Below are 24,938 nucleotides of genomic sequence, written 5' to 3'. Positions count from 1 at the left end.
CCGTCATGAAAAAACCGAAACTCGTGCTCGTCGGCAACGGCATGGCCGGGGTGAGAACCCTCGAGGAATTGCTCAAGCTGGCGCCAGATCTTTACGACATCACCGTCTTCGGCGCCGAACCCCACGGCAACTACAACCGCATCCTGCTCTCGCCGGTGCTGGCCGGGGAAATGACCCTGCCGGAGATCATGCTCAACGACCTGGCCTGGTACCGGGACAACGGCATCACCCTCCACGCCGGCCAGCCGGTGACGCGCATCGACCGGGTGCATCGCCGGGTGATCGCCGCCGACGGCCGGGAGGCGGAATACGACCGCCTGCTGCTGGCCACCGGCGCCGTGCCCTTCATGCCGCCGATCCCCGGCAACGAACTGCCCGGTGTACTCAGCTACCGCGACATTGCCGACACCCAGGCCATGATCGACGCCGCCGGCACCTATCGTCACGCGGTGGTCATCGGCGCCGGCCTGCTCGGCCTGGAGGCCGCCAACGGCCTGATGCTGCGGGGCATGGACGTGACCGTGGTGCACCTGGCCGAGTGGATCATGGAACGCCAGCTCGACCGCACCTCGGCGGAAATGCTGCAAGCCTCCCTCGAAGCCAAGGGCATGAAATTCCTCCTCGGCCGCAGCACCGAGGCCCTACTGCCCGCCGATTCCGGCCGTGTCGGCTCCGCCCGTTTCAAGGACGGCATGGAAATTCCCGCCGACCTGGTGGTGGTGGCCGCCGGCATCCGCCCCAACTACGCCCTGGCCGAGCGCGCCGGCCTGTTCTGCGGCAGCGGCCGGGTGCGCGGCATCCACGTCACCGACACCCTGCAGACCATCACCGACCCCAGCGTCTACGCCGTCGGCGAGTGCGTGGTGCATCGCGGCGTGGCCTACGGCCTGGTGGCGCCCCTGTTCGAGCAGGGCAAGGTGTGCGCCAATCACCTGGCCAACTTCGGTATCGGCCGCTACCAGGGCTCGGTAACGTCCACCAAGCTCAAGGTCACCGGGGTGGATGTCTTCTCCGCCGGCGACTTCAGCGGCGGGCCGGATACCGAGGACATCCTCCTGCACGACCGCCAGGGCGGCGTGTACAAGCGCCTGGTGGTGAAGCAGGACCGTATCGTCGGCGCCGTGCTCTACGGCGACACCAGCGACGGTGCCTGGCACTTCCAGCTGATGAAGGATGGCCAGGACATCCACGAGATCCGCAGCCAGCTGATGTTCGGCCAGAACCACCTGGGAGATGCGGGCCACAAGGGCGAGAACCGGGCCGCGGCGATGCCCGACAGCGCCGAGGTGTGCGGCTGCAACGGCGTGTGCAAGGGCACCATCGTCAAGGCCATCAAGGAAAAGGGCCTATTCACCCTGGACGAGGTGAAGAAGCACACCAAGGCCGCCTCCTCCTGCGGCTCCTGTTCCGGCCTGGTGGAGCAGATCCTGGCCTCCACCGTGGGTGGTGCCTATACCCCGGCGGCGGCCGACAGCAAGCCGGTCTGCGGCTGCACCGAGCATTCCCACAAGGCGGTGCGGGAGGCCATCGCCACCCGCCACCTGACCTGCAAGGAAGCGGTCTTCGCCGCCCTGCAATGGAAGACCTCCAACGGCTGCGAGAAGTGCCGCCCGGCCATCAACTACTACCTCCTTTCGACCTTCCCCCGGGAGGCCCGGGATGATCCCCAGTCCCGCTACATCAACGAGCGGGCCCACGCCAACATTCAGAAGGACGGCACCTATTCCGTGGTGCCCCGCATGTGGGGCGGCCTGACCACGCCGGCGGAGCTGCGGGCCATCGCCGATGCGGCAGAGAAGTTCCAGGTGCCGACGGTGAAGGTCACCGGCGGCCAGCGCATCGACCTGTTGGGGGTGAAGAAGGAAGACCTGCCGGCCATGTGGGCCGACCTCAACGCCGCCGGCATGGTCTCGGGCCACGCCTACGGCAAATCCATCCGCACCGTGAAGACCTGCGTCGGCTCCGAGCACTGCCGCTTCGGCACCCAGCGTTCCATGGACATGGGGGTGCAGCTGGAAAAGATGCTCTTCGACATGTACGCCCCCCACAAGGTGAAGCTGGCCGTCTCCGGCTGCCCGCGCAACTGCGCCGAGGCCGGCATCAAAGACGTGGGCGTGATCGGCGTCGATTCCGGCTACGAGCTGTATGTGGGCGGCAACGGCGGCATCAAGACCGAGGTGGCCCAGTTCCTCTGCAAGGTGAAGAGCGACGCCGAGGTCATGGAATACGCCGGGGCCTTCCTGCAGCTTTACCGGGAGGAGGGCTGGTACCTGGAGCGGACCTGCCATTACCTGGAGCGGGTGGGCCTGGATTACGTGAAGAAGCGCGTGCTGGAAGACCCGGAGGGCCGACGTGCCCTGCACCAGCGCCTGCTCGACGCCCTGGCCGATGCCCGGGACCCCTGGGAAACCTCCCGGGAGGAAGCCCCCTTGCGGCAGTTTATCCCCATCCGGGTCGAGGCCTGAGATTCATCCTGAGGAGAAAAACATCATGAGTACCCCAAACGCTCACCCCACCCCGGCCGCGGCAGACGAGTGGCTGCTGATCTGCCCCCTGGAACACATCCCGCCCCTCGGCTCCCGGGTGGTGCAGCGGCGCAGCGGCGGCGACATCGCCATCTTCCGCAATGCCGAAGACGGCGTCTTCGCCCTTCACGACAAGTGCCCCCACAAGGGCGGGCCGCTGTCCCAGGGCATCGTCCATGGCAACAAGGTCACCTGCCCCCTGCACGGCTGGAATGTCGGCCTGGCCGACGGCCAGGCCCAGGCCCCCGACGTGGGCCATTGCGACAGCTTCCGGGTGAAGGTGGAGAACGGCCAGGTCTTCCTGGCCCTGTGATCCCGCCGCCATTGCCCGCGACCCATTCATTACCAATGCAACGCTGACAGCACAACGCTTTCACTATCAACCTGACAAGGGGAATGTCATGTCCTATCTCGTACCTTCGGAATTCGTCACCAAAATGGTCGATGCCGGTGAGGCCAAAATCTGCATGGCCACCCGGGATGCCCTGATCCGTGCCTACATGGCCGGCGCCATCCTGGCCCTGGCCGCTGTTTTCGCCATCACCGCCTCGGTGCAGACCGGTTCGCCCCTGGTGGGCGCCATCCTCTTCCCGGTGGGCTTCTGCATGCTCTACCTGCTGGGCTTCGACCTGCTCACCGGCGTCTTCGTCCTGACGCCCCTGGCCTTGATCGACAAGCGGCCCGGCGTCACCGTCAAGGCGGTGCTGAAGAACTGGGGCATCGTTTTCCTCGGCAATTTCCTCGGCGCCCTCACCGTGGCGGCGATGATGGCCTTCGTCTTCACCTACGGCTTCTCCACCGCCCCCAACGAAATCGGCACCAAGATCGGCCACATCGGCGAAGCCCGCACCCTGGGCTACGCCAAGTACGGCTTGGCCGGCTGGTTCACCATTTTCCTGCGCGGCATGTTGTGCAACTGGATGGTGTCCACCGGCGTGGTCGGTGCCATGATCTCCACCTCCGTCAGCGGCAAGGTCATCGCCATGTGGATGCCCATCATGCTGTTCTTCGCCATGACCTTCGAGCACTCCGTGGTGAACATGTTCCTCTTCCCCTCGGGCCTGATGATGGGCGGCAACTTCTCCATCGTCGATTACTTCATCTGGAATGAAATCCCCGTGGTCCTCGGCAACCTGGTGGGCGGCCTGGCCTTCACCGGCCTGACCCTCTACACCACCCACGTGAAGACCGCCCCCAAGCGGGTCTTCAACTAATCCCACCCACCCCTCTCGAGGAGCGCGGCCCCGCGCCCGCCACGGCGGGGCGGGGCCGCGGCCATGGACCATGGACAGTCAACTCCGCATCACCGCCGGCCAGTATTCCGACAAGGGGCGCAAGGCCTGCAACCAGGATTTTCACGGCCTCTGCGTGCCCGGCGAGCCCCTGCTGGGAACCAAGGGCATCGCCGTGGCCCTGGCCGACGGCATCAGCAGCAGCGACGTCAGCCAGGTGGCCAGCCAATCCGCCGTCACCGGGTTTTTCGAGGATTACTACGCCACGCCGGATTCCTGGTCGGTGAAGACGGCAGCGGAGCGGGTGCTCAGCGCCACCAACTCCTGGCTCCACGCCCAGACCCAGCAGAGCCGCCACCGCCACGACAAGGATCGGGGCTACGTCTGCACTTTCAGCGCCCTGGTGCTCAAATCCACCACGGCCCATCTCTTCCACGTCGGCGACGCCCGCATCTACCGCTGGCGTGATGGCCAGCTGGAGGCGCTGACGGAGGACCACCGGGTCTGGGTTTCCGCCGAGCAGAGCTACCTGGCCCGGGCCCTGGGCATCGACCGGCGCCTGGAGGTGGATTACCGCAGCCTGCCCCTGGCCGTGGGGGATGTCTTCCTCCTCGCCACCGATGGCGTCTATGAATACCTGGAGGCCCGCGACGTGGCCGCGGCCCTCGAGGCCGCCGGCGACGACCTGGACGGCGCTGCGGCCGCCCTGGCCCGCCAGGCCTATGCCCGGGGCAGTAGCGACAACCTGACCCTGCAGATCGTGCGGCTGGAGCAACTGCCGGCGCCGGAGGCCAACGAGCTATACCGCCAGCTCCAGGCCCTGCCCCTGCCGCCGCCCCTGGAAGCCCGCATGGTCTTCGATGGCTACCGCATTCTGCGGGAGCTGCGGGTAGGCGCCCGCAGCCACATCCACCTGGCAGTGGACGAAGCCAGCGGCGAACGGGTGGTGATCAAGACACCGGCCATGGGCCAGCGCGACGACCCGGCGGTGCTGGAGCGCTTCCTGCTCGAAGAGTGGGTGGCCCGGCGCCTCAACAGCCCCCACGTGCTCAAGCCCCAGGCCCGGCCACGCCCGCGCCAGGCCCTCTACGTGGTCACCGAATACGTGGAGGGCCAGACCCTGGCCCAATGGATGGTGGACCACCCGGCCCCCGACCTGGCCGCCCTGCGGCACTGGCTGGAACAGGCCGCCCGGGGCCTGCGGGCCTTCCACCGGCTGGAAATGGTGCACCAGGACCTGAAGCCGGACAATCTCATGATGGATGCCGCCGGCACCGTGAAAATCATCGACTTCGGCGCCACCCGGGTGGCCGGGGTGGAGGAGCAGGACAGCCCCATCGCCCAGCTCAACCTCCTCGGCACCTCCCAATACGCGGCGCCGGAATACTTCCTCGGCGAGGCCGGCAGCCCCCGGGCCGACATCTATTCCCTCGGTGTCATCGCCTACGAAATGCTCTCCGGCCGGCTACCCTACGGCATGGCCGTGGTTTCGGCCCGCAGCCCCAAGGCCCAGAAGCGCCTGACCTACTGCTCCCTGGTGGCGGCCGGGGTGCCGCCGTGGATCGACGGTGCCATCCGCAAGGCGGTGGCCGTGGACCCGGCCCAGCGTTATGGGGACGTGGATGAATTCATCTACGACCTCAAACGGCCCAACCCCGCGTTGGCGCACACCCGACCGGTGCCCCTGCTGGCCCGCAACCCCTTACGCTTCTGGCAGGGCGTCTCCCTGGTACTGGCGGTCCTGCTGGTGCTGGTCTCGGGCTGGCAGACGGTTCTGCGCTGAGCTTGCGGGTGGGGGGCTGTCGGAGCCAAGACCCTGCCATCCACCCCGTCCGTCTTGCTGAGACCCTGGCTGAGGGTTCGTCCGGCCTGCTTTTCTTAACCGCCGCTAATCCCAGGCCAGGGCGCCGCCGGTCTGGTACTCGGTGACCCGGGTTTCGAAGAAATTTTTCTCCTTGCGCATATTGGCCTGCTCGTCCAGCCAGGGCAGCACGTTCTCGGCCCCCGGGAAGGGCTCCGCCAGGCCCAGCTGGCGGGCGCGGCGGTTGGCGATGAAGCGGAACTGGCCCCGATGCAGGTCGGCGTTGTAGCCCAGGATGGGCTCCCGCAGGATGTAGCCGGCGTAGGCCGCTTCGGCGGCTTCCGCCTCTTCCCACAGGGCCTTCACGGCGGCCGGGTCCAGGGTCAGGTTCTCCTCCTGCAAGAGCTGGCGCACCACCCGGATGCCGAAGGCGCAGTGCAGCACCTCGTCGCGCATGATGTATTGCAGCTGCTCAGCGGTGCCCTTCATCAGGCCCCGGCGCTGCAGGGCGAAGATGGGGGTGAAGCCGTTGTAGAACCAGCAGCCTTCGAAGATGCCGGCGAAGAAGAGGTAGGAGAGGGCGAATTCGTGCAGGTTGTCCCGGTCCGTCAGGTCGAAGTCGGAACGCATCACCCGTTCCAGGCGGCGGTTGGCCAGGGCGATCTTGCCGTGGATTTCCGGCACCACCCGGTAGCGGTTGTAGATTTCCTGCTGGTTGAGGCCGAGGCTTTCGATGCAGTGCTGGTAGGTCCAGGTGTGCAGGGCTTCTTCATAGACCTGGCGCGCCTGGTAGATCTGCAGTTCCGGGGCACTCATCTTCTCCATCACCGCCAGGCCGATGTTGCGCATGGCCAGGATGTCGGAGGTGGTGAGGTAGGCCAGCACGTTTTCGAAGACGTGGCGTTCCGCCGGACTCAATTTGTGGTGGTAATCGTGCACGTCCTGGGCCATGGAAATTTCCAGGGGCGTCCAGTGGTTGCGGTTGGCGTTGAGGAAGAACTCCCAGGCCCAGGGGTACTTGAAGGGCGCCAGCTGGTTGATGTCGGCCTTGCCGTTTACCACCCGCTTGTCTTCCGGGTTGATGGGGGCCAGCGCCGCACCTGCCCGGAGCGGCAAGCTGGGCGCGGCTTGGGCCTGGGGTGCCGCGGAGATCGGCGCCCCGCTTGCCTGTGCAGGCAGTGGGGTGGAAGACTGGCTCTGGGCGGGCGTGGCAGCCGGGGTGGCTGGGGTGTTGAGGGAGGCAGAGGCGGCGAGGGGGGCATCGTCCCAGTCGTCGAAGCGGAGTTGGCTCATTGGCAGGCCTCGCAATCGGGGTTGTCGATGGCGCAGAACTTGGGCTCCGCCACGGGGGCGGCGGCCCGCTCTGCGGGGGAGAGGGGAGCGCCGGTCTTTTCCATGGCGGTGGCGCCCAGGGTGCGCAGGTAGTAGGTGGTCTTCAGGCCCTGGGTCCAGGCCAGCTTGTAGAGTTCGTCCAGCTTCTTGCCGGAGGGGGCGGCCACGTAGAGGTTGAGGGACTGGGCCTGGTCGATCCACTTCTGGCGGCGGGCGGCGGCCCGTACCAGCCAGGTCGGGTCGATCTCGAAGGCGGTGGCGTAGCGGGCCTTGATTTCGTCCGGGATGCGGTCGATGGGGCCCAGGGAACCGTCGAAGTACTTCAGGTCAGAGATCATCACCTCGTCCCACAGGCCCAGGGCCTTGAGGTCCTGCACCAGGGATTCGCTTACCACCGTGAATTCGCCAGAGAGGTTGGATTTGACGTAGAGGTTCTGATACTCCGGCTCGATGGCGGCGGAGACGCCGATGATGTTGGAGATGGTGGCCGTCGGCGCAATGGCGACGCAGTTGGAGTTGCGCATCCCCACCTGGGCGATGCGCTCGCGCAGGGCGTCCCAGTCCAGGGTGGTGCTGCGGTCCACTTCCACATAGCCGCCCCGGGCGTCCTCCAGCAGTTGCAGGGAGTCGATGGGCAGGATGCCTTTATCCCACAGGCTGCCCTTGAAGCTGGAGTAGCGGCCCCGCTCCTCGGCCAGGTCGGTGGAGGCCCAGTAGGCGTGGTAGCAGACGGCTTCCATGGAGCGGTCGGCGAATTCCACGGCAGCCTCGGCGGCGTAGGGCAGGCCCAGGCGGTGCAGGCAGTCGGAGAAGCCCATGATGCCCAGACCCACGGGGCGGTGCCGCACGTTGGCGTTGCGCGCCTTGGGGGTGGCGTAGAAGTTGATGTCCACCACGTTGTCCAGCAGGCGCATGGCGGTGCGGATGGTGCGTTGCAGCTTGGCCTGGTCCAACACCAGTTGGCCGTCCACCCGGATCAGGTGGGCCGGCAGGTTCACCGAGCCCAGGTTGCACACGGCGGTTTCAGTGTCGGAGGTGTTGAGGGTGATCTCGGTGCACAGGTTGGAGCTATGCACCACGCCCACGTGCTGCTGGGGGGAACGCAGGTTGCAGGCATCCTTGAAGGTGATCCAGGGGTGGCCGGTCTCGAACAGCATGGTTAGCATCTTGCGCCACAGCTGCACGGCGGGAATGCGCTTGAAGAGCTTGATCTCACCCCGGTCAGCCTTGGCCTCGTAGGCAGTGTAGGCAGCCGCGAAGTCCTGGCCGAACTTCTCGTGCAGGTCGGGCACGTCGTGGGGGGAGAAGAGGGTCCATTCCTGGTTGGCCATCACCCGCTGCATGAACAGGTCGGGAATCCAGTTGGCCGTGTTCATGTCGTGGGTGCGGCGGCGCTCGTCGCCGGTGTTCTTGCGCAGTTCGAGGAATTCCTCGATGTCCAGGTGCCAGGATTCCAGATAGGCGCAGACGGCGCCCTTGCGCTTGCCGCCCTGGTTCACCGCCACGGCGGTGTCATTCACCACCTTGAGGAAGGGGATGACGCCCTGGCTCTTGCCGTTGGTGCCCTTGATGCGGGCGCCCAGGGAACGCACCGGGGTCCAGTCGTTGCCGAGGCCGCCGGCGTATTTCTGCAGCAGGGCGTTTTCCTTGATGGACTGGTAGATGCCTTCCAGGTCGTCGGAGACGGTGGTGAGGTAGCAGGAGGAGAGCTGGGAGTGCCGGGTGCCGCTGTTGAACAGGGTCGGCGTGCTGCTCATGAAGTCGAAGGAGGAGAGCAGGTGATAGAACTCGATGGCCCGGGCTTCCCGGTCGATCTCGTTGAGGGCCAGGCCCATGGCCACGCGCATGAAGAAGGTCTGGGGCAGCTCGATGCGACGCTCGTCCACGTGCAGGAAGTAGCGGTCGTAGAGGGTCTGCAGGCCCAGGTAGTCGAACTGCAGGTCTCGCCCGGCCTGGAGGGCGGCGGCCAGCTTTTCCAGGTCGTAGTCCTTGAGGCGGGCATCCAGCAGCTCGGCCTCCACGCCGGTGCGGATGAGGCCGGGGAAAGCTTCGGCGTAGCGGGCGGCCATGGCCTCCTGGGTGGCTTCTTCCCCCAGCACTTCCAGGCGCACGCTGTTCAGCAGCAGGCGGGCGGCCACCTTGCTGTAGGCCGGTTCCCGCTCGATCAGGGTGCGGGCGGAGAGCACCAGGGACTGGCGCACGGCGGCGGCGGGAACGCCGTCGTAGAGGTTGTGCAGGGCGTGCTCCAGCACGGTCTCGGCCGACACGTCGGCCAGGCCCAGGCAGGCTTCCCGGCACTGGTTGAGCAGGGCTGCCCGATCCAGGGGATAGCGCTGGTCGCCGTCGATCACGTGCAGCAGGGGGCCATCGACGGCGGCAGGGGCCGCAGCCGCCTGGGCAGCCCGCTCGGCAGCCCGCTTTTCCCGGTACAGCACGTAGGCCCGGGCCACGTCGTGCTCGCCGGAACGCATCAGGGCCAGTTCCACCTGATCCTGGATGTCCTCGATATGCACCGTGCCGCCACCGGGCAGGCGCCGGGTCAGCGCCTGGACGACGCTGGCGGTGAGGCGGGCCACCAGATCCCGCAGGCGGGCCGAGGCGGCGCCCTGGCTGCCGTGCACGGCGAGGAAGGCCTTATTTACGGCGACGGAGATTTTCTCCGCATTGAAAGACACCACCGCACCGTTGCGGCGGATGACTTCCAGGGCGCGGGCCCGGCCGGCCAGCTCGTCTGCATCCGCCGTATCGGGCAGGGCCGTGTCGGGCCTGGCGGCAGGCGGGTGGGCGGCGGTAGCGTGGTGAGGGGTGAAGAGACCGGCTTGCATGTGAGACTCCCGTGGGCAGCGGAACGGGGAGTCGCGGGCAGCGGGCCGGCGGTGCCAGGAGGGCTGGCACCCGGGGCAGGCGGCGGCTCCCGCAGGGGAGGCGCAACGACGCACCGGCGCTATCCACCGAGGAGGCACCCCGCCCCTGGTCAGACAGAAAAATGGCGGCGGCAGGTCTCCTGGCTCGCGGGTCGTCACCGGATATCGGCCTTCCCGGGCCTGGGCCCAGTGGCGTGTGTGATATCCGGCTCGCCGCTTACAGTTGCGGGGGCAGCTCCGGCATACGCAGATCGGGCAAGGCCCTGATGGACCTCGTTCCTGCCTGCACCGGATTCCCTTTTCATCCCGAGGGGGAACCGTCGAAGGCCTGCATGGTAACCACAAGGCCCCGGAGCTGGCAAGCATCAGGGCTACTATAGGTAGTGGGTTATCTGTTGTTTTTGACTATATACGGTGTTTTTTGCCGAACAAAGGCACCGGGAAGCCGCCTTGCCGGCCACACTCCCGGTGCCTTTGCGGGCCGTCTGGTTTAGCCCAGCCGCCGTCCCAGGGGGCGGGCGATCGGCACCGGCCGCCCGTCATAGCCGACGGCCACCATGGTGAAGCGGCCCCGGGTGCACAGGCGGCGCTGGCCCGTGAGCAGGGCTTCGGCATGCATCAGCACCTCCACGGTCATGGCGCTGTTGCCGACGGCCACCACCCGGGCCGCCAGATCGGCGATTTCGCCTTCCAGCACCGGGGCGTGGAAATCCACCCGCTCGGAGGCCGCCATAACCACCGGCAGGCGGCAGTGGCGGCTGGCCGCCACCATGGCCGCCTTGCCGAGCCAGGCCAGGGCCTGGCCGCCGAACAGGGTGCCGTGATGGTTGGTGTGGCCGGGGAAAACCATTTCCACCATGTGGGTGATGTCACCGATGCCGGCGAGAGCGGCAAAGCTCTCGTCATCGGGTGGGGCGATCGTGGCCGGCCCTTCCACCGCTACCAGCACAAAGCGGGCGCTGGCGCTGGTTTCCTTTACGCCGGAGGTGAGGTCCTCCGCCGTCAGGTCCACCTGGACCTCGACGGAGCGCCGGCCCCGGCGCAGCACCTGGCCCGACAGTTCCACCAGCCGCCCCTGGGGAATGGGGTGGTGGAAATCGATACGGCCGCTGCTGGCCGTCACCATGGGGCAGCGGGTCTCCCGCGTGGCGACGAGGAAGGCCAGCTTGTCCATGAGGGCCAGGGCGGCCCCGCCGAAGAGGGTGCCGTGGTGGTTCATCTGCTCGGGGAAAACCACATCCACCATGAGGGTGGGGGCGGTGTTTGAGGGGGAGACGGCCGTCCCCTCGACGGCGGCGTGTTCCATGGCTTCCATACGCATGTACAACTCCTGGGAGTAGGCGGAGCGGGAGCCACGGAGAAGGGCGGATGTCGGCGGACGCAACAAGGCGGCCTCCGGCGGCAGGCAGCCGAGAAGCGAGACAGCGATCGTCAGGGAATGCGCGCATTTACCTTCCTCAGGGGACACCCCGCCCCAATCTGGATTGATATGAAGTAATGCCGCGGCAGGTCTCCTGACTTGCGGGTCGTCACGTTGCGCCAGCCTTCCCGGCAGTATCGCCAGTGGCAAAGAGTGGAGCGCAACGCTCGCCGCTTACAGTTGCGGGGGCAGTTCCGGAATGGAGTCGGGGCGTCGCCGCCTGTTCTCGCACCGGATTCCCTTTTCATCCCCTGGGAAGGGGAACCGAAGCGCCGCCAGTCTAACCCATGGCCGGGGCCAGCGTGAACACCGGCGGGAAGGTTGGCTTTCAGGAAGGATCGTGCGGCCGAAGCCTAGGTCGCCAGCCGGTAGCCGACGCCGGATTCGGTGAGGATGTGGCGCGGCATGGCCGGGTCGTCCTCCAGCTTGCGCCGCAGGCCGGCCATGTACACCCGCAGGTAATGGGCGTGCTCGACGTGGCTGGGCCCCCACACCTCCCGCAGCAGCTGGCGGTGGGTGAGGACCCGGCCGGCGTTGGCCACCAGCTGGGTCAGCAGCCGGTATTCGATGGGGGTCAGATGCACCGCTTCGCCGTGGCGGCTGACCTGGCGCCGGGCCAGGTCCACCTCCACCGGGCCGAAGGCGAACACCGGCGGCATGTCGCCGCCCCGGCCGGCGCGGCGCAGCAGGGCCCGCACCCGGGCCAGCAGCTCGGGAATGCCGAAGGGCTTGGTCAGGTAGTCGTCGCCGCCCGCATCCAGGGCCGCCACCTTGTCGCTCTCGTCGCTGCGGGCCGACAGCACCAGCACCGGCACGCCGGACCAGTTGCGCAGGTCCCGGATCAGGTCCACGCCGTCGCCGTCGGGCAGGCCCAGGTCCAGCACCAGCAGGTCGGGCTTGCGGGTGCCGGCCTCGATCAGGCCCCGGGCGGCGGTGTCCGCTTCCCACACGGTGCAGCCTTCCGACTCCAGGGCAGCGCGGACGAAACGGCGGATCTGGGGCTCGTCCTCGATGATCACCACCACCGGGGCGGGGCGGTCCTGGCTGGGGGCGGAATTCATAGCAACTCCGTCGGCAGGGCCGGGGGCTGGCCCAGGGGCAGGGTGAACACGAAACGGGCGCCGGGGCCATCGCTACGGTTTTCTGCCCACACCTTGCCCTTGTGGGCATCCATGATGGCGCGGACGATGGCCAGACCGAGGCCGACGCCGGGAATGGCCGATTCGTCCTGGCCCCGGGTGAATTTCTCGAACAAGCCCGCCTCCTTGCCCGGCGGCAGGCCTGGCCCGTTGTCGCTGACGCTCACCAGCACCCGCTCCGCCTCCCGGCGGGCGCCGATCTCGATGAGGCTGCCCGGCGGCGTGTACTTGGCGGCATTTTCGATGAGGTTGCAGAACACCCGTTCCATCAGCACGGCGTCGAACTCCAGCAGGGGCAGGTCGGCGGGCAGGTCCACCCGTACCCGGTGTTGGGCCAGGACCGAGGCCCGGGCCTGGAGCGCCGCCCCCACCACTTCCTCCAGGGGCTGCCACTCCTTCTTCAGGGTCACCTGGCCCGACTGCAGCCGGGCCATGTCCAGCAGATTATGCACCAGGGCGCTGGTGCGCATGGCCTCGCCCCGGATGGCCTGGGCCAGCTCGGCTTGGGCCGGCGGCAGGGCGCCGCCCAGGCTGAGGGAGTCGGCCAGCCCCACCAGGGCCGTGAGGGGGGTGCGCAGGTCGTGGGAGAGGGCGGCCAGCAGGCCGTTGCGCAGACGCTCCGACTCCATCTGCACCAGGGCTTCCTGGGCCACCTCGATGTAATGCACCCGCTCCACGGCGATGGCCACCAGGGTGGCGCAGGTCTCCAGCAGCCGCTCCTGTTCCGGCGAAGGCAGCCAGGGCTGTTCCCGGGGCAGCACCGCCAGCACGCCCCGGGTGCGCATCGGCGCCTTCAGGGGCAGGTAGCGCATGGGGGCCGAGGGCAGGGTGTCGGTGGACAGGCCGGCGGCCTCGCCGTGATCCGCCGCCCATTGGGCGATGCCCAGGTCCACCGGCAGGTCGGCCGGCAGCCCTGCGGGCAGGCTCAGGCGCTCCTGCTGGCCGGGCACCAGCAACAGGGCCCGGGCCTGGAAGCCCTGCTGCACGAAGCGCCGGGTGATGTCGTCGATCTGCTCCACGGTGAGGGCCGCCGACAGCTCCCGGGCCATCTCGTAGAGGGCGCCGCTGCGCCGTTCCCGGCTCTGGGCAACATCTACCTGAAAGCGCAGGCCGGCGGTGAGCTGGGCGGTGATGAGGGCCACCGCCAGCATCACGGCGAAGGTCAGCAGGTACTGCACGTCGCTGACGGCGAAGGAGAGGCGCGGCGAGACGAAAAAGAAGTCGAAGGCGGCGACGGAAAGGAAGGCGGCCAGGATGGCCGGGTTGCGCCCCAGTTTGACCGCGGCGAAGAGCACCGCCAGGAGAAACAGCATGACGATGTTGGCCAGGTCCAGGGCACCGTGCAGGGGCGTCGCCACCAGGGTGACGGCGGCCACGGCGGCGGCGGCCAGGCCATAGCCCCGCACATCCACGGCAGCGGGCCGGGCCGGGCCGTCCGGGAGCGGCGGCGCTTCCCCGTCCACGCCATCGCTGGCCACCTGCATCACATCCAGGTCCGGCGCCTGGCGAGCCAGGCGCCGCGCCAGGGAAGTGCGCCAGGGCAGCCAGCGGCGCCAGTCCCCGGGCAGTTCCCGGCCCAGCAGGACCTTGCCCAGATTGTGTTCCCGGGCGTACTGGATGGCTGCCGCGGCGGCATCCTGGCCCGGCCGGTTGGCCGTCTCGGCCCCCAGCTCCTGGGCCAGGCGCAAGCTCTTCAGCACCCGCCCCCGCTCCCCTTCGGGCAGCCGCTGGTAGCGGGGGGTCTCCACATAGAGGGCGTGCCAGGGCACCTCCAGCCGGGCCGCCAGGCGGGCGGCGCTGCGCACCAGGCGCTCGCTGCCCGGGCCGGGGCCGATGCACACCAGCAGGGATTCCCGGGTCGGCCAGACGGTGCTCACCGACTGGTCGCGGCGGTAGGCCCGCACGTCGTCGTCCACCCGGTCGGCGGTGCGGCGCAGGGCCAGTTCCCGCAGGGCCAGCAGATTGCCCTTGCGGAAGAAATTGGCCATGGCCCGCTCGGCCTGCTGGGGCACGTACACCTTGCCGGCCTTGAGCCGGGTCAGCAGCTCCTCCGGCGGCAGGTCCACCAGCACTACCTCGTCGGCGGCGTCGAAGAGGCGGTCGGGCACCGTCTCCCACACCCGGGCGCCGGTGATGCGGCCCACCACGTCGTTGAGGCTTTCCAGGTGCTGCACATTGACCGTGGTGAACACGTCGATGCCGGCGCCCAGGAGTTCCTCCACGTCCTGCCAGCGCTTGGGGTGGCGGCTGCCGGGAGCGTTGGTATGGGCCAGCTCGTCCACCAGCACCAGGTCCGGCGCCCGTTGTAGGGCGCCATCCAGGTCGAATTCCTGCAGGCTGCGGCCCCGGTGCTCGACGCGCCGGCCGGGCAGCAGTTCCAGGCCCTGGACCAGCTCGGCGGTTTCCCGCCGGCCGTGGGTTTCCACCACGCCCACGGTGACGTCCACACCCTGGGATTGCAGGGTGCGGGCGGCGGCCAGCATGGCGTAGGTCTTGCCGACGCCGGGGCTGGCGCCGAAGAAGATTTTCAGGCGGCCGCGCCGGGCCTGGATTTCCTCCGCCTCCAGGCGGGCCAGGAGGGCGTCGGGATCGGGACGTTGCGGGGTGTCGGACATGGGCGGAGTTTATTCCTTGGCTATGCCTTGGCAGAAGCGCGCAGGGCCAGCTCGGCGAGGATGCGTTGCCGCACCTGCCGGCGCAGCCGGTGTTTGCATTGGGGGCCGCAGGTCAGCTGGCGGCCGTAGGCGAAGGGATGCTCGACGGCACTGATGGGGTGGCGGGTGCCGCAGACGGGGCAGATGTGGATGGGCATGGCCGCCGCCTCACAGCCGTTGCTCGGCGTAGCGGGCCAGGGCTGCCGGCTGGCTGGCGATGCTGGCGGCCACCAGATAGACCTCCCGGCCCGGTTCGTTGCCCAGGGCCACTGCCAGGGCAATGCCGCCGCCCCCCTCGGTGCAGGCGGCTACAGCCAGGCGCAACGGCGCCTTCCAGGCCGCCAGGTAACTGGCCAGGGCGCGCCGGCCGACGCCGTCGCCGGAGAAGGACACCTGGCCGAGGGCGCGGCCCTGCTGGCGGGCAGCCAGTTGCAGCTGCGCACCGTCGATACGGATTCCGATACAGACATGGGGATTCATAAGGCACCTGGGGCGTTGGGGTGGCGGGGCACCCGATGTCCGCAGCGTAGAAAAGGGGCCGTTGCAATGGGGTCAAAAATAGCCGAAGGCGTATCAAGATGGTGTTAAGAAACACCGCTGCCTTGCGGAGAAAAAAAGGCCGGCCCGGGCAAGGCCGGGGCCGGCGCAAGAAACGGCTTCCCCTGGGGAGAGGCAAGCCGTTGTCGGAAAGTCTGGTGCTTTAGAAAGTGCGACCCACCTGGAGGACGAGGCGGTCCTTGTTCAACTCCCGGGTTTCGCCATTGGCTGCGGAAAGGCCGCCCACCGGAGGCCGGTAGAAACGGTCGTTGGTGGCGCCGACCCAGGCGCCGGAGAGGCTCCAGCCGCCGCTGAAGGTCTGGGTCAGGCCGAGGCGGTAGTCGGTGTAGTCGGCGCTGATGCCGCCGTAGGTGGCCTTCACGTCGGTACGCCCCAGGTGCAGGTTGAGGGTCAGGTTCTCGGCCAGGGGCACGTTGGCACTGAGGTCATGATAGAGGCTGCCCTTGGTATCACTGCTGTAGCCGGTCCTGGTGTTGGCGCCGAAATAGTCGGTGAGGGACACGGAGAGTTTGTAGCTGAGCCAGCGCCAGGAGACACCGCCGTTCAGCTCGAAATTGTTGAAGCTTTGTCCCGGCAGGGCGCAGGGGCTGGCCCAGGCGGCGGAGGGGCAGGCGGCCTTGTTGACGTTGGCGCCGGGATACCAGTAGCCATAGCCGCCAACGGTATAGCCCCAATCGTCGTCCAGCTTGCCGTTGTAGCCGGCGTAGTAGTCCACCTCCAGGTTGCCGCCCGGGTAGGAATTGCCGGAGACGTTGGAGGCCCACAGGCCGGCATAGAGGCCGTTGCGGTGGGCCAGGTCCACGCCGCCCTGGAGGGCCGGGCCGCCCCAGGTCTGGTCGATGCCGCGGAAGCGGTATTCGCTGACCAGATTGAGGTTGCTGCTGATGGTGATGTCCGATTCTGCCGGCCCATCGGCCTGGGCGGCCCCGGCCAGTAGCAGGGGAAGGAAGGCAAGCAGGCGCGGGGCACGGCGGTACGGTGAGGTTGGTTTCACGGGTTTTTCCTGGTTTTTGAGGGAAGGGAGGCGGCTGGCGGACGATGCCGCAGCAGCCAGCCGGCAAAGGCGATGGGGCCGAAGATGGCCAGCAGGGCCAGCAACAGGTGGCAGGCGTCCCAGAAGGGATCGTTCATGGTGCCACCCGGTCCAGGGCCCGGTTGAGGGTCAGTACATTGACCCGGGGCTCACCCAGGAAGCCCCATTGGCGGCCTTCCGTGTGGCGCTCCAGCAGGGCCAGCACCTGGACTTCCGGCAGGCCCCGCAGGCGGGCCACCCGGGGCGCCTGCCAGCGGGCGGCGGCGGGGCTGATGTGGGGATCGAGGCCGCTGGCGGAGGCCGTCACCAGATCCACCGGGATGGGGGCCTGCTGGCCCGGGTCCGCCGCCTTGAGGGCGTTGATGCGTTCCTGCACTGCCGCTTCCAGGGCCGGGTTGAGGGGCCCCAGGTTGGCGCCGCCGGAGCTGCCGCCGTTGTAAGGCATGGGGGCGGTGGCGGAGGGGCGGCCCCAGAAGTAGCGAGGCTCGGAGAAGGGCTGGCCGATGAGGCGGGAGCCCACGGCCTGGCCGTTTTCTTTGAGCAGGCTGCCGTTGGCCTGGTCGGGCAGGGTGGCCTGGGCCAGACCGGTGACCAGGGCCGGGTAGGCGGCGCCGGTGAGGGCGCTGAGCAGCACCAGGAGGATCAGGGCGGGTTTCAGTTCCTTGAGCATGACAGTCTCCTTAGGCCAGATGCAGGCCGACAAGCATGAGGTCGATGGCCTTGATGCCGGCGAAGGGCACCACCAGGCCGCCCAGGCCGTAGACCAGCAGGTTGCGGCGCAGGATGGCGGCGGCGCCCTGGGGCCGGTAGGCCACGCCCTTCAAGGCCAGGGGGATGAGGGCGACGATCACCAGGGCGTTGAAGATCACCGCCGAGAGGATGGCCGAGGCCGGCGTCGCCAGGCCCATGACGTTGAGCACGCCCAAGGCCGGATAGGTGGCGGCGAAGGCGGCCGGGATGATGGCGAAGTACTTGGCCACGTCGTTGGCGATGGAAAAGGTGGTGAGGGCGCCCCGGGTCATCAGCATCTGCTTGCCCGTCTCGACGATCTCGATCAGCTTGGTGGGGTTGGAATCCAGATCCACCATGTTGCCGGCCTCCTTGGCCGCCTGGGTGCCGCTGTTCATGGCCACCGCCACGTCGGCCTGGGCCAGGGCCGGGGCGTCGTTGGTGCCGTCGCCGGTCATGGCCACCAGGCGGCCGTCCTGCTGGTGCTGGCGGATCAGCTTGAGCTTGGCCTCCGGCGTGGCTTCGGCCAGGAAGTCGTCCACCCCGGCCTCGGCGGCAATGGCGGCGGCGGTGAGGGAGTTGTCGCCGGTGATCATCACCGTCTTGATGCCCATGCGGCGCAGTTCGGCAAAGCGCTCCTTGATGCCGCCCTTGACGATGTCCTTGAGTTCCACCACCCCTAGCACCCGGGCGGCGCCGGCGCTGGATTCGGCCACCGCCAGGGGCGTGGCGCCGCGGCGGGCGATGTCGTCCACCGCCTGCTGCATGGCGGCGGACCATTCACCGCCCAGGGCCAGGATGTGGGCCTTGACCGCATCGGCGGCGCCCTTGCGGATGCTGCGCCCCTGCCAGTCGATGCCGCTCATGCGGGTCTGGGCGGTGAAGTGCACGAAGCTGGCGCCGTCGGCGTGGATGTCCCGGCCCCGCTGGTGCAGGCGCTCCTTGGCCAGGGTGACGATGGAGCGGCCTTCCGGCGTTTCGTCGGCGAGGGAGGCGAGCAGGGCCGCTTCGGCCAGTTCCTTCTCGCTGACGCCGGCGGCGGGGGCGAAGGCGGCGGCCTGGCGGTTGCCCAGGGTGATGGTGCCGGTCTTGTCCAGCAGCAGCACATCCACGTCGCCGGCGGCTTCCACCGCCTTGCCGGAGGTGGCGATGACGTTCTTTTCCATCATCCGCCCCATGCCGGCGACGCCGATGGCCGAGAGCAGGCCGCCGATGGTGGTGGGGATGAGGCACACCAGCAGGGCCACCAGCACCGTCACCGTCACCGGGCTGCCGCTGCCGGCGACGCCGACGCTGTAGATGGAGAAGGGCAGCAGGGTCGCCGTAGCCAGTAGGAAGGTCAGGGTCAGGGCCACCAGCAGGATGGTCAGGGCGATCTCGTTGGGCGTCTTCTGCCGCTTGGCCCCTTCCACCATGCCGATCATGCGGTCGAGGAAGGTCTCCCCCGGATTGACGGTGATCTTCACCACCAGCCAGTCGGAGAGCACCCGGGTGCCGCCGGTGACGGCGCTGAAGTCGCCGCCGGACTCCCGGATCACCGGGGCCGATTCGCCGGTGATGGCCGATTCGTCCACCGAGGCCACGCCTTCCACCACCTCGCCGTCGCCGGGGACGACGTCGCCGGCCTGGACCAGCACCACGTCGCCCTTGCGCAGGTCTTCTGAGGGCACGGTATGGAAGGGGGAGCCGGCGTGGGCTTCCCGCAGCTTCTTCGCCCACACGGTTTTCTTCAGGCCCTTCAGGGCGGCGGCCTGGGCCTTGCCCCGGCCCTCGGCCACGGCTTCGGCAAAGTTGGCGAAAAGCACGGTGAACCACAGCCACAGGGTAATGGCCAGGATGAAGCCGGCGGGGGCCTCGCCTTCCCCGGACAGGGCCTGGAGCCACAGGCCGGTGGTGAGCAGGCTGCCCAGCCAGACCACGAACATCACCGGGTTCTTCACCTGGTAGCGGGGAGAGAGGCGCTTGACCGATTCCCAGGCGGCTGCTTGCAGCAGGGCCCGGTCGTAGAGAGATTGGCTTGTTGTTTTCATCAATGACTCCTTAGCGGATGCCGACCATCTGCAGGTGTTCCACCACCGGCCCCAGGGCCAGGGAAGGCAGGAAGGTCAGGGCGCCGACCACGATCACGGTGCCGATCAGCAGCACCACGAACAGGGGGGTGTGGGTCGGCAGGGTGCCGGCGGATGGGGGAATGCGCTTCTTCGCTGCGAGGGAGCCAGCAATGGCCAGCACCGCGGCGATGATCATGAAGCGGCCAAAGAGCATGGCCAGGCCCAGGGCGGTGTTGTAGTAGGGCGTGTTGGCCCCCAGGCCGGCAAAGGCGCTGCCGTTGTTGTTGGCGGCAGAAGAGAAGGCGTACAGCACTTCCGAGAAGCCGTGGGCGCCGGGGTTGAAAATGCCCGCAGTGCCCGCCTCCACCATCACACTCAGGGCCGTGCCCAGGAGCACCGCCAGGGGCGTGGCGAGGATGGCTACGGCGGCCATCTTCATCTCGTAGGCCTCGATCTTCTTGCCCAGGTATTCCGGGGTGCGGCCGATCATCAGGCCGGCAACGAAGACGCCGACGATGGCGAACACCAACATGCCGTAGAGGCCGGAACCGACGCCGCCGAAGACCACCTCGCCCAGCTGCATCAGCCACATCGGCACCAGGCCGCCCAGGGGCGTGAGGGAATCGTGCATGGCATTGACGGCGCCGCAGGAGACGGCGGTGGTGACGGTAATGAAGAGGGAGGTGGCGCTGATGCCGAAGCGGGCCTCCTTGCCTTCCATGTTGCCGCCGGCCATCAGCTCGCTGCCCTGGGTCGCCAGACCGAACCGCTCGAACAGCGGGTTGCCGGCCTGCTCGGCCCACACTTCCACCGCCAGCAGGGCCACCAGGATGGCGGTCATGGCGGCGAGGATGGCCAGCCCCTGGCGCAGGTCGCCGACCCAACGGCCAAAGGTGAAGCAGAGGGCGGCCGGGATGAGGACGATGGCCAGCATCTGCAACAGGTTGGAAACCGGGGTCGGGTTCTCATAGGGATGGCTGGAATTGGCGTTGAAGAAGCCGCCACCGTTGGTGCCCAGGTGCTTGATGGCGATCTGGCTGGCCGCCGGCCCCAGGGCCAGGGTCTGCTCCTTGGCGGTGGCCGCTTCCAGCACCGGCTTGCCCTCGGCGTCGAGCACGGGCTGGCCGTCGGCGCCGACCTTGGGCTGTTCATAGTCCACCGCCTGGGTCAGGGGCACGCTGGCGTAGGGGGCCACGCTCTGCACCACCCCCTGGCTGACCAGGGCCAGGGCCAGGATCAGGGACAGGGGCAGCAGCACATAGAGGGTGGAGCGCACCATGTCCACCCAGAAATTGCCGATGCCGCCGGCCTCCTTGCGCTGGAAGCCGCGCATCAGGGCCACTACCACGGCCATGCCGGTGGCGGCGGAAAGGAAGTTCTGCACCGCCAGGCCAAGCATCTGGGTCAGATAGCTCATGGTGGTTTCGCCGCCGTAGGACTGCCAGTTGGTGTTGGTGACGAAACTGGCGGCGGTATTGAAGGCCAGGTCCGGCGTGGTGTTGGCCATGGCCTGGGGATTGAAGGGCAGCCACAGTTGCAGGCGCTGCAGGGCGTAAACGGCCAGGACGCCGAGCAGGCTGAAGGCCAGCACGGCGCCGGCGTAGCGGCGCCAGCCCATGTCGTCGTCCGGGTGGATGCCGGCCAGGCGGTAGCAGCCACGTTCCAGCGGCCGCAGCCAGGCCATCCAGGCCGGCAGGTCGCCCTGGTAGGCCCGGGCCATGTATAGCCCCAGGGGCCAGGCCAGGAGGAAGAGGACGGCGAAGAAGAAGCCGTACTGCAGGAGGAGGTTGGCACTCATGAGAAATCCTCCGGGTAGAACAGCACGGCCAGCAGATAGGCGAAGAGGCCGATGGCCACCGCCAAAGCGATCAGGTAGAGGGGCGCCATCACGACCTCCGCAAGCGGTCGAAATAGGCCACCAGGCCGGCCGTCAGGGCAAAGAAGCCGACGGCCAGGCCGATGTAGAACAGGTCCATGGAAATCCTCCGTGAGCAGATGGAACATCACGCTCGAACTCTAGGTGGCGGCGGATTAACGCTTTGACAAAAGGCGGGGGCGGGGGCGTAAAGAGTGCGTTAAGACGCAGTCAAAGGCTGGTGCCGGGAGGTAGGAGGTGACGCAGGGGGCTGCTGTGTGGCGGCGGCGGGGAGCGATGCCGGCCTCGCCCCGGTTGGAGGAGGGATGGCCCAATGGGCCCGTTTGGGAGACTGGCTTAAGGTTTTGCCGGGCGTGGCGGATGTGTTGGATGTGGCGGACGGGAATGCCGGGCTGCCCGGCGTTAGGCCTGCGGAGGGGCCGGGCCGTTGCCGCCCCGTGTCATCCAGGGTGGTAAAAGGCCGGGGCGCCCGGCCCGGACCACCCCCGCCGGCTTCTCAGGTCTGGACGGTGTTCCGGCCAGCGTTCTTGGAGCGGTACAGGGCGGCATCGGCGCGCCGGACGGCGTCGTCGTCACTCGGGTCTTCGGGTTGGGCGAGGCTCACCCCGATGCTCACCGTCACCTGCCCGACCACCGGGAAGGCCTGGGTACTGACGGCGCCACGGATTTTCTCGGCAATGACCTTGGCGCCCGCCACATCCGTATCGGGGAGCAAGGCCAGGAATTCCTCGCCCCCGTAACGGGCGACGAAATCCGTGGCACGCAGGGTGTCCGAGAGGGTGGCGGCAAAGCGCTGGAGCACGTGGTCGCCGGTTTCATGGCCGTAGGTGTCGTTCACTTTCTTGAAGTGGTCGATATCCATCATCAGCACGCAATAGGGGGTGCCCAGGCGCTTCAGGCGCAGAAACTCGAAGCGCAGCCGCTCGTTGGCGGCCAGGCGGTTCGGCAGCTGGGTCAGCACGTCGCGATGGGCGATCCGCTCCAGCTCCTGGTTGGCGGCCTGCAATGCTTCGGTGCGCTCGGCCACCTGTTGCTCCAATTGCTGCTGGTATTGCTGTCGCGATGCTTCCAGGGCGGCCTCGGTTTCCTTACGGGACTGGATGTCTTCGATCACCGAGACGAAGTAGTCGGCGCTTCCATCAAGGGTGTGGACCAGGGCCACGGTCAGGTTCACCCAGGTCAGCTTGCCGCCCCGCTGGATGTAGCGCTTCTCGATGCTGTAACTGGGAATGCTGCCGGCCAGGAGCTGCTGGAGCAGGGACAGGTCCGCATCCAGGTCCGGCGGGTAGGTGATGTCCTGGAAAGTCAGGGCCAGCAGGGTCTCCCGCGGGTAGCCGACAATTTCGCAAACCTTGTCGTTGACGTTGATCCACTGGCCTTCCAGTGAAACGTGGGCCATGCCGACGGCGGCCTGGTCGAAGGTGGCGCGGAAACGCTTCTCGCTATCGAGCAGGGCCTTTTCGGCGCGCTTGCGCTGGGTAATGTCCTGCACCGTGCCCCGGAGCGCGATGGCCTGGCCCTGCTTGTCCCGGACCACTTCGCATTTGGCGTGGATCCACAAAGAGGCGCCGCTGGCATGGATTGCCTGCAGCTCGAGGTCGTAGCCAATCCCGGTCTGCAGCGCTTCCTGGGTCGCCGTATTGACGAGCTCCCAAGCGTCCACCGTGAGGAGGGTGCCCCGCTGCTCGGGGAAGAAAGGCACTTCCCGCCCGTAAATCCGCTGCACTTCGGGGGAGACGCGGACCTCCCCCGTCTGGGCGTGCCATTGCCAGGTACCGAACTGGCCGAGGCGGTGGGCCTCCAGCAATTCCTGTTCGCTCTCGTACAGGGCCTGGTAGGTGGCTTGTAGCCGTTGGGTGCGTTGCGCCAGCACCTCCCGGGCTTCTTCCATGTCGGCGAGCACCTCCTCCGCTTCCCGGATGTACATGCGGGGGTGGCTGATCGCTTCGCCGGTGCCCAGGGCGCTGGCCTGGGCGCGCAGGGCCCGGATGGACCGGGTGATGCGATTGCCGATGAGCCAGGCCGGGACGATGCCCAGCCCCATGATGACCAGGGCGACCAGGGCCAGCATCAGCAGGTTGTTGCGGAGATTGGCCACCAGGGCTTCATGGGGAATGCCGATGCCGACGGTCCAGCCGGTGGTGGGAGAACGGCTGAACACGGAATAGACTGGAATGCCTTCCCGGGTGACGCTTTCCGTGGCGCCTTCCTGGGTTTCCTTGAAACGGCGGATATAGTCGGCCGAGCCTTTCTGGCCCACATACTGGTCGGGATTTTTGGTCCGGGAAACGATGGCCCCCTCGTTGTCGAAGATGGCGGCAATCCAGTCCTCCGGCAGGCGTTGGGTTTGCAGGATGGTGTTGAAGCTGCTGGGCTCGATGCCAATGCTGAGCACGTATCGGGTTTGCCCGTTGATCTGCACCGGCACGTCGATGCTCATGATCGGGCGCTGGGTCAGGCCGCCGATGAACAGGTCGGAAATGACCGGCTTGCCGGTTGCAAACACCTGTTGCAGCACGGCGGGGTTGCCATGTTTCGGCAGGGGCTCGCCATAGGGCTTGAGGGTGTTGACGAGCTGTTGCCCGGCGGCATCGGAGAGCACCGCATTGCTACCCGGGAGCGCCGTGGCGATCAGGCCCCGGGCCCTTTTGTGGAAGTCGGCCCAGTTTTCCTTGGTCAGCGAGCCGGCCGTGGATAGGGCCAGGGCTGCCGTCTGCGCCTTCAGCAGATGGGCGTCCACCGCCTGGACCAGGGCCCGGGCGGTGAGCAGGGTGTCCCGCTCCTGGCGCGCCTGCCGATCCCGATATTCATGGATGATGAGGAAGGTGGTGGAGATGATCCCGGGCACCAGGCAGGCGATGAGCAACCATCCAAGCAGTGCTTGTACGGTCCAGCGGGGAGGGGGGATTGCCTGTCTCGGCGTCATGGTAGGGCTGGGCCTTGTCGTGGGCGATGCTGCGGCGGCGATCCCGGTTGCAGGGCCGGGCTGCCGGCGCCGGTTTCGGGCGTCTGGCCGGGATTGTCCCAGGATCGTCCCGAGATCGTCATCTCCTGCCGGTAATCTGATCCATGCCGACGCATTCCAGACTATTCCAAAGACATAGCGCATCTGGCCGGAGGCGAACAGGGGCACTCAGCTGGGACGGGGCCGGCAAGCCGGCACGATGGTCGCCGGCGCAGCGTTGTGGCGGACCTTGGCCGTTGCCCTGCTGCCGGGTATTCCGTCCGCCGCGCCATTGTTCGGCGAACAAAAATGGAATTATGGAATGGCCCCTCTTGAAATAGGGCGGGGTCGTCCCTATTATTAGCACTCGTTCGGGGTGAGTGCTAACAGGCGCGGCCTGTGTCACCCCGCCGCAACCGGGCCGTTCAGGCCCCTGAATCCCTGCAATAACTTCGTTACAAGGAGCTATCCCCATGAAAATCCGTCCCTTGCACGACCGTGTGATCGTCAAGCGCGTCGAAGCTGAGCGCACCACCGCTTCCGGTATCGTCATCCCCGATTCCGCCGGTGAGAAGCCCGATCAGGGTGAAATCCTGGCCGTTGGCCCCGGCAAGCGTGACGATTCCGGCAAGCTGAATGCCCCCGACGTGAAGGTGGGCGACCGCGTCCTGTTCGGCAAGTACGCCGGTCAGACCGTCAAGGTGGACGGCCAGGAACTGCTGGTCATGCGCGAAGAAGACATCATGGGCGTGGTCGAGGCCTAAGCCTCTCCCCCTTTCC

Annotated in this window: 19 protein-coding genes and 2 riboswitches; of the genes, 5 read left to right on the top strand and 14 right to left on the bottom strand. The window is 67.6% G+C overall.

What is annotated here, in order from left to right; all coding sequences use genetic code 11:
• Positions 1-5: 5 nt before the first annotated feature.
• From nirB to AZSI13_RS09720, 4 genes are all read left to right on the top strand, one after another.
• Positions 6-2,465, top strand: coding sequence for a nitrite reductase large subunit NirB (gene nirB, locus AZSI13_RS09735; RefSeq protein WP_109040975.1), 2,460 nt, complete (start codon positions 6-8; stop codon positions 2,463-2,465).
• A gap of 25 nt (positions 2,466-2,490) precedes the next feature.
• Positions 2,491-2,838, top strand: a complete 348-nt coding sequence (nirD, locus tag AZSI13_RS09730; protein ID WP_109040974.1) for a nitrite reductase small subunit NirD — start codon at positions 2,491-2,493, stop codon at positions 2,836-2,838.
• Positions 2,839-2,926: 88 nt separating this feature from the next.
• Positions 2,927-3,739 carry a formate/nitrite transporter family protein gene (locus AZSI13_RS09725; protein WP_109040973.1) on the top strand — a complete coding sequence of 271 codons (813 nt, stop codon included), beginning with the start codon at positions 2,927-2,929 and terminating at the stop codon, positions 3,737-3,739.
• 70 nt (positions 3,740-3,809) lie between these two features.
• Positions 3,810-5,540, top strand: a complete 1,731-nt coding sequence (locus AZSI13_RS09720; protein WP_109040972.1) for a bifunctional protein-serine/threonine kinase/phosphatase — start codon at positions 3,810-3,812, stop codon at positions 5,538-5,540.
• Positions 5,541-5,645: 105 nt separating this feature from the next.
• On the opposite strand, the gene AZSI13_RS09715 is transcribed toward AZSI13_RS09720, so the two are convergent.
• The 14 genes from AZSI13_RS09715 to AZSI13_RS09660 form a co-directional block, all read right to left on the bottom strand.
• A complete protein-coding gene (locus tag AZSI13_RS09715; protein ID WP_109040971.1) occupies positions 5,646-6,851 on the bottom strand; it encodes a ribonucleotide-diphosphate reductase subunit beta in 1,206 nt (401 codons plus the stop codon).
• A complete protein-coding gene (locus AZSI13_RS09710) occupies positions 6,848-9,715 on the bottom strand; it encodes a ribonucleoside-diphosphate reductase subunit alpha (RefSeq protein WP_235609723.1) in 2,868 nt (955 codons plus the stop codon). The genes AZSI13_RS09715 and AZSI13_RS09710 overlap by 4 nt, the downstream gene beginning before the upstream one ends.
• Positions 9,716-9,866: 151 nt before the next feature.
• Positions 9,867-10,091, bottom strand: a riboswitch (cobalamin riboswitch).
• Between the two features lie 153 nt (positions 10,092-10,244).
• On the bottom strand, positions 10,245-11,075 hold the full coding sequence (locus AZSI13_RS09705; protein ID WP_201262349.1) for an acyl-CoA thioesterase: 831 nt from the start codon (positions 11,073-11,075) through the stop codon (positions 10,245-10,247).
• Between the two features lie 165 nt (positions 11,076-11,240).
• A riboswitch (cobalamin riboswitch) is annotated at positions 11,241-11,458 on the bottom strand.
• Between the two features lie 69 nt (positions 11,459-11,527).
• Positions 11,528-12,235 (bottom strand): two-component system response regulator KdpE, encoded by a 708-nt coding sequence (kdpE, locus tag AZSI13_RS09700; protein ID WP_109040970.1) that lies wholly within the window; start codon positions 12,233-12,235, stop codon positions 11,528-11,530.
• Positions 12,232-14,928 carry a two-component system sensor histidine kinase KdpD gene (kdpD, locus tag AZSI13_RS09695; protein ID WP_109040969.1) on the bottom strand — a complete coding sequence of 899 codons (2,697 nt, stop codon included), beginning with the start codon at positions 14,926-14,928 and terminating at the stop codon, positions 12,232-12,234. The genes kdpE and kdpD overlap by 4 nt, the downstream gene beginning before the upstream one ends.
• 20 nt (positions 14,929-14,948) lie before the next feature.
• Positions 14,949-15,125, bottom strand: coding sequence for a hypothetical protein (locus AZSI13_RS17570; RefSeq protein WP_165833440.1), 177 nt, complete (start codon positions 15,123-15,125; stop codon positions 14,949-14,951).
• Between the two features lie 10 nt (positions 15,126-15,135).
• Positions 15,136-15,447: a hypothetical protein gene (locus AZSI13_RS09690; protein ID WP_109040968.1), complete on the bottom strand. Its 312-nt coding sequence runs from the start codon at positions 15,445-15,447 to the stop codon at positions 15,136-15,138.
• Positions 15,448-15,667: 220 nt separating this feature from the next.
• Positions 15,668-16,519 carry a TorF family putative porin gene (locus tag AZSI13_RS09685; protein ID WP_165833438.1) on the bottom strand — a complete coding sequence of 284 codons (852 nt, stop codon included), beginning with the start codon at positions 16,517-16,519 and terminating at the stop codon, positions 15,668-15,670.
• Positions 16,516-16,656, bottom strand: a complete 141-nt coding sequence (locus tag AZSI13_RS17565; protein ID WP_165833436.1) for a hypothetical protein — start codon at positions 16,654-16,656, stop codon at positions 16,516-16,518. The genes AZSI13_RS09685 and AZSI13_RS17565 overlap by 4 nt, the downstream gene beginning before the upstream one ends.
• Positions 16,653-17,228 carry a potassium-transporting ATPase subunit KdpC gene (gene kdpC, locus AZSI13_RS09680; RefSeq protein WP_109040966.1) on the bottom strand — a complete coding sequence of 192 codons (576 nt, stop codon included), beginning with the start codon at positions 17,226-17,228 and terminating at the stop codon, positions 16,653-16,655. Before kdpC ends, AZSI13_RS17565 begins: the two co-directional genes overlap by 4 nt.
• 10 nt (positions 17,229-17,238) lie before the next feature.
• Positions 17,239-19,317, bottom strand: coding sequence for a potassium-transporting ATPase subunit KdpB (gene kdpB / locus AZSI13_RS09675; protein WP_109040965.1), 2,079 nt, complete (start codon positions 19,315-19,317; stop codon positions 17,239-17,241).
• Positions 19,318-19,327: 10 nt separating this feature from the next.
• Entirely contained in the window at positions 19,328-21,136 is a 1,809-nt protein-coding gene (gene kdpA / locus AZSI13_RS09670) for a potassium-transporting ATPase subunit KdpA (RefSeq protein ID WP_109040964.1), read from the bottom strand.
• Positions 21,133-21,225 carry a K(+)-transporting ATPase subunit F gene (kdpF, locus tag AZSI13_RS09665; RefSeq protein ID WP_109040963.1) on the bottom strand — a complete coding sequence of 31 codons (93 nt, stop codon included), beginning with the start codon at positions 21,223-21,225 and terminating at the stop codon, positions 21,133-21,135. The genes kdpA and kdpF overlap by 4 nt, the downstream gene beginning before the upstream one ends.
• Before the next feature lie 485 nt (positions 21,226-21,710).
• Positions 21,711-24,080, bottom strand: a complete 2,370-nt coding sequence (locus tag AZSI13_RS09660) for a diguanylate cyclase (RefSeq protein WP_114149341.1) — start codon at positions 24,078-24,080, stop codon at positions 21,711-21,713.
• A 551-nt stretch (positions 24,081-24,631) separates the two neighbouring features.
• On the opposite strand from AZSI13_RS09660, the gene AZSI13_RS09655 reads away from it, so the two are divergent.
• Positions 24,632-24,922 carry a co-chaperone GroES gene (locus AZSI13_RS09655; RefSeq protein ID WP_109040961.1) on the top strand — a complete coding sequence of 97 codons (291 nt, stop codon included), beginning with the start codon at positions 24,632-24,634 and terminating at the stop codon, positions 24,920-24,922.
• Positions 24,923-24,938: the final 16 nt, after the last annotated feature.

It is taken from the genome of Azospira sp. I13 (assembly GCF_003112695.1).
In the GTDB taxonomy this organism is placed as follows: Bacteria; Pseudomonadota; Gammaproteobacteria; order Burkholderiales; family Rhodocyclaceae; genus Azospira.
Note: the sequence above shows the minus strand (reverse complement) of the source record. Positions and strands in the feature narration are given on the sequence as shown.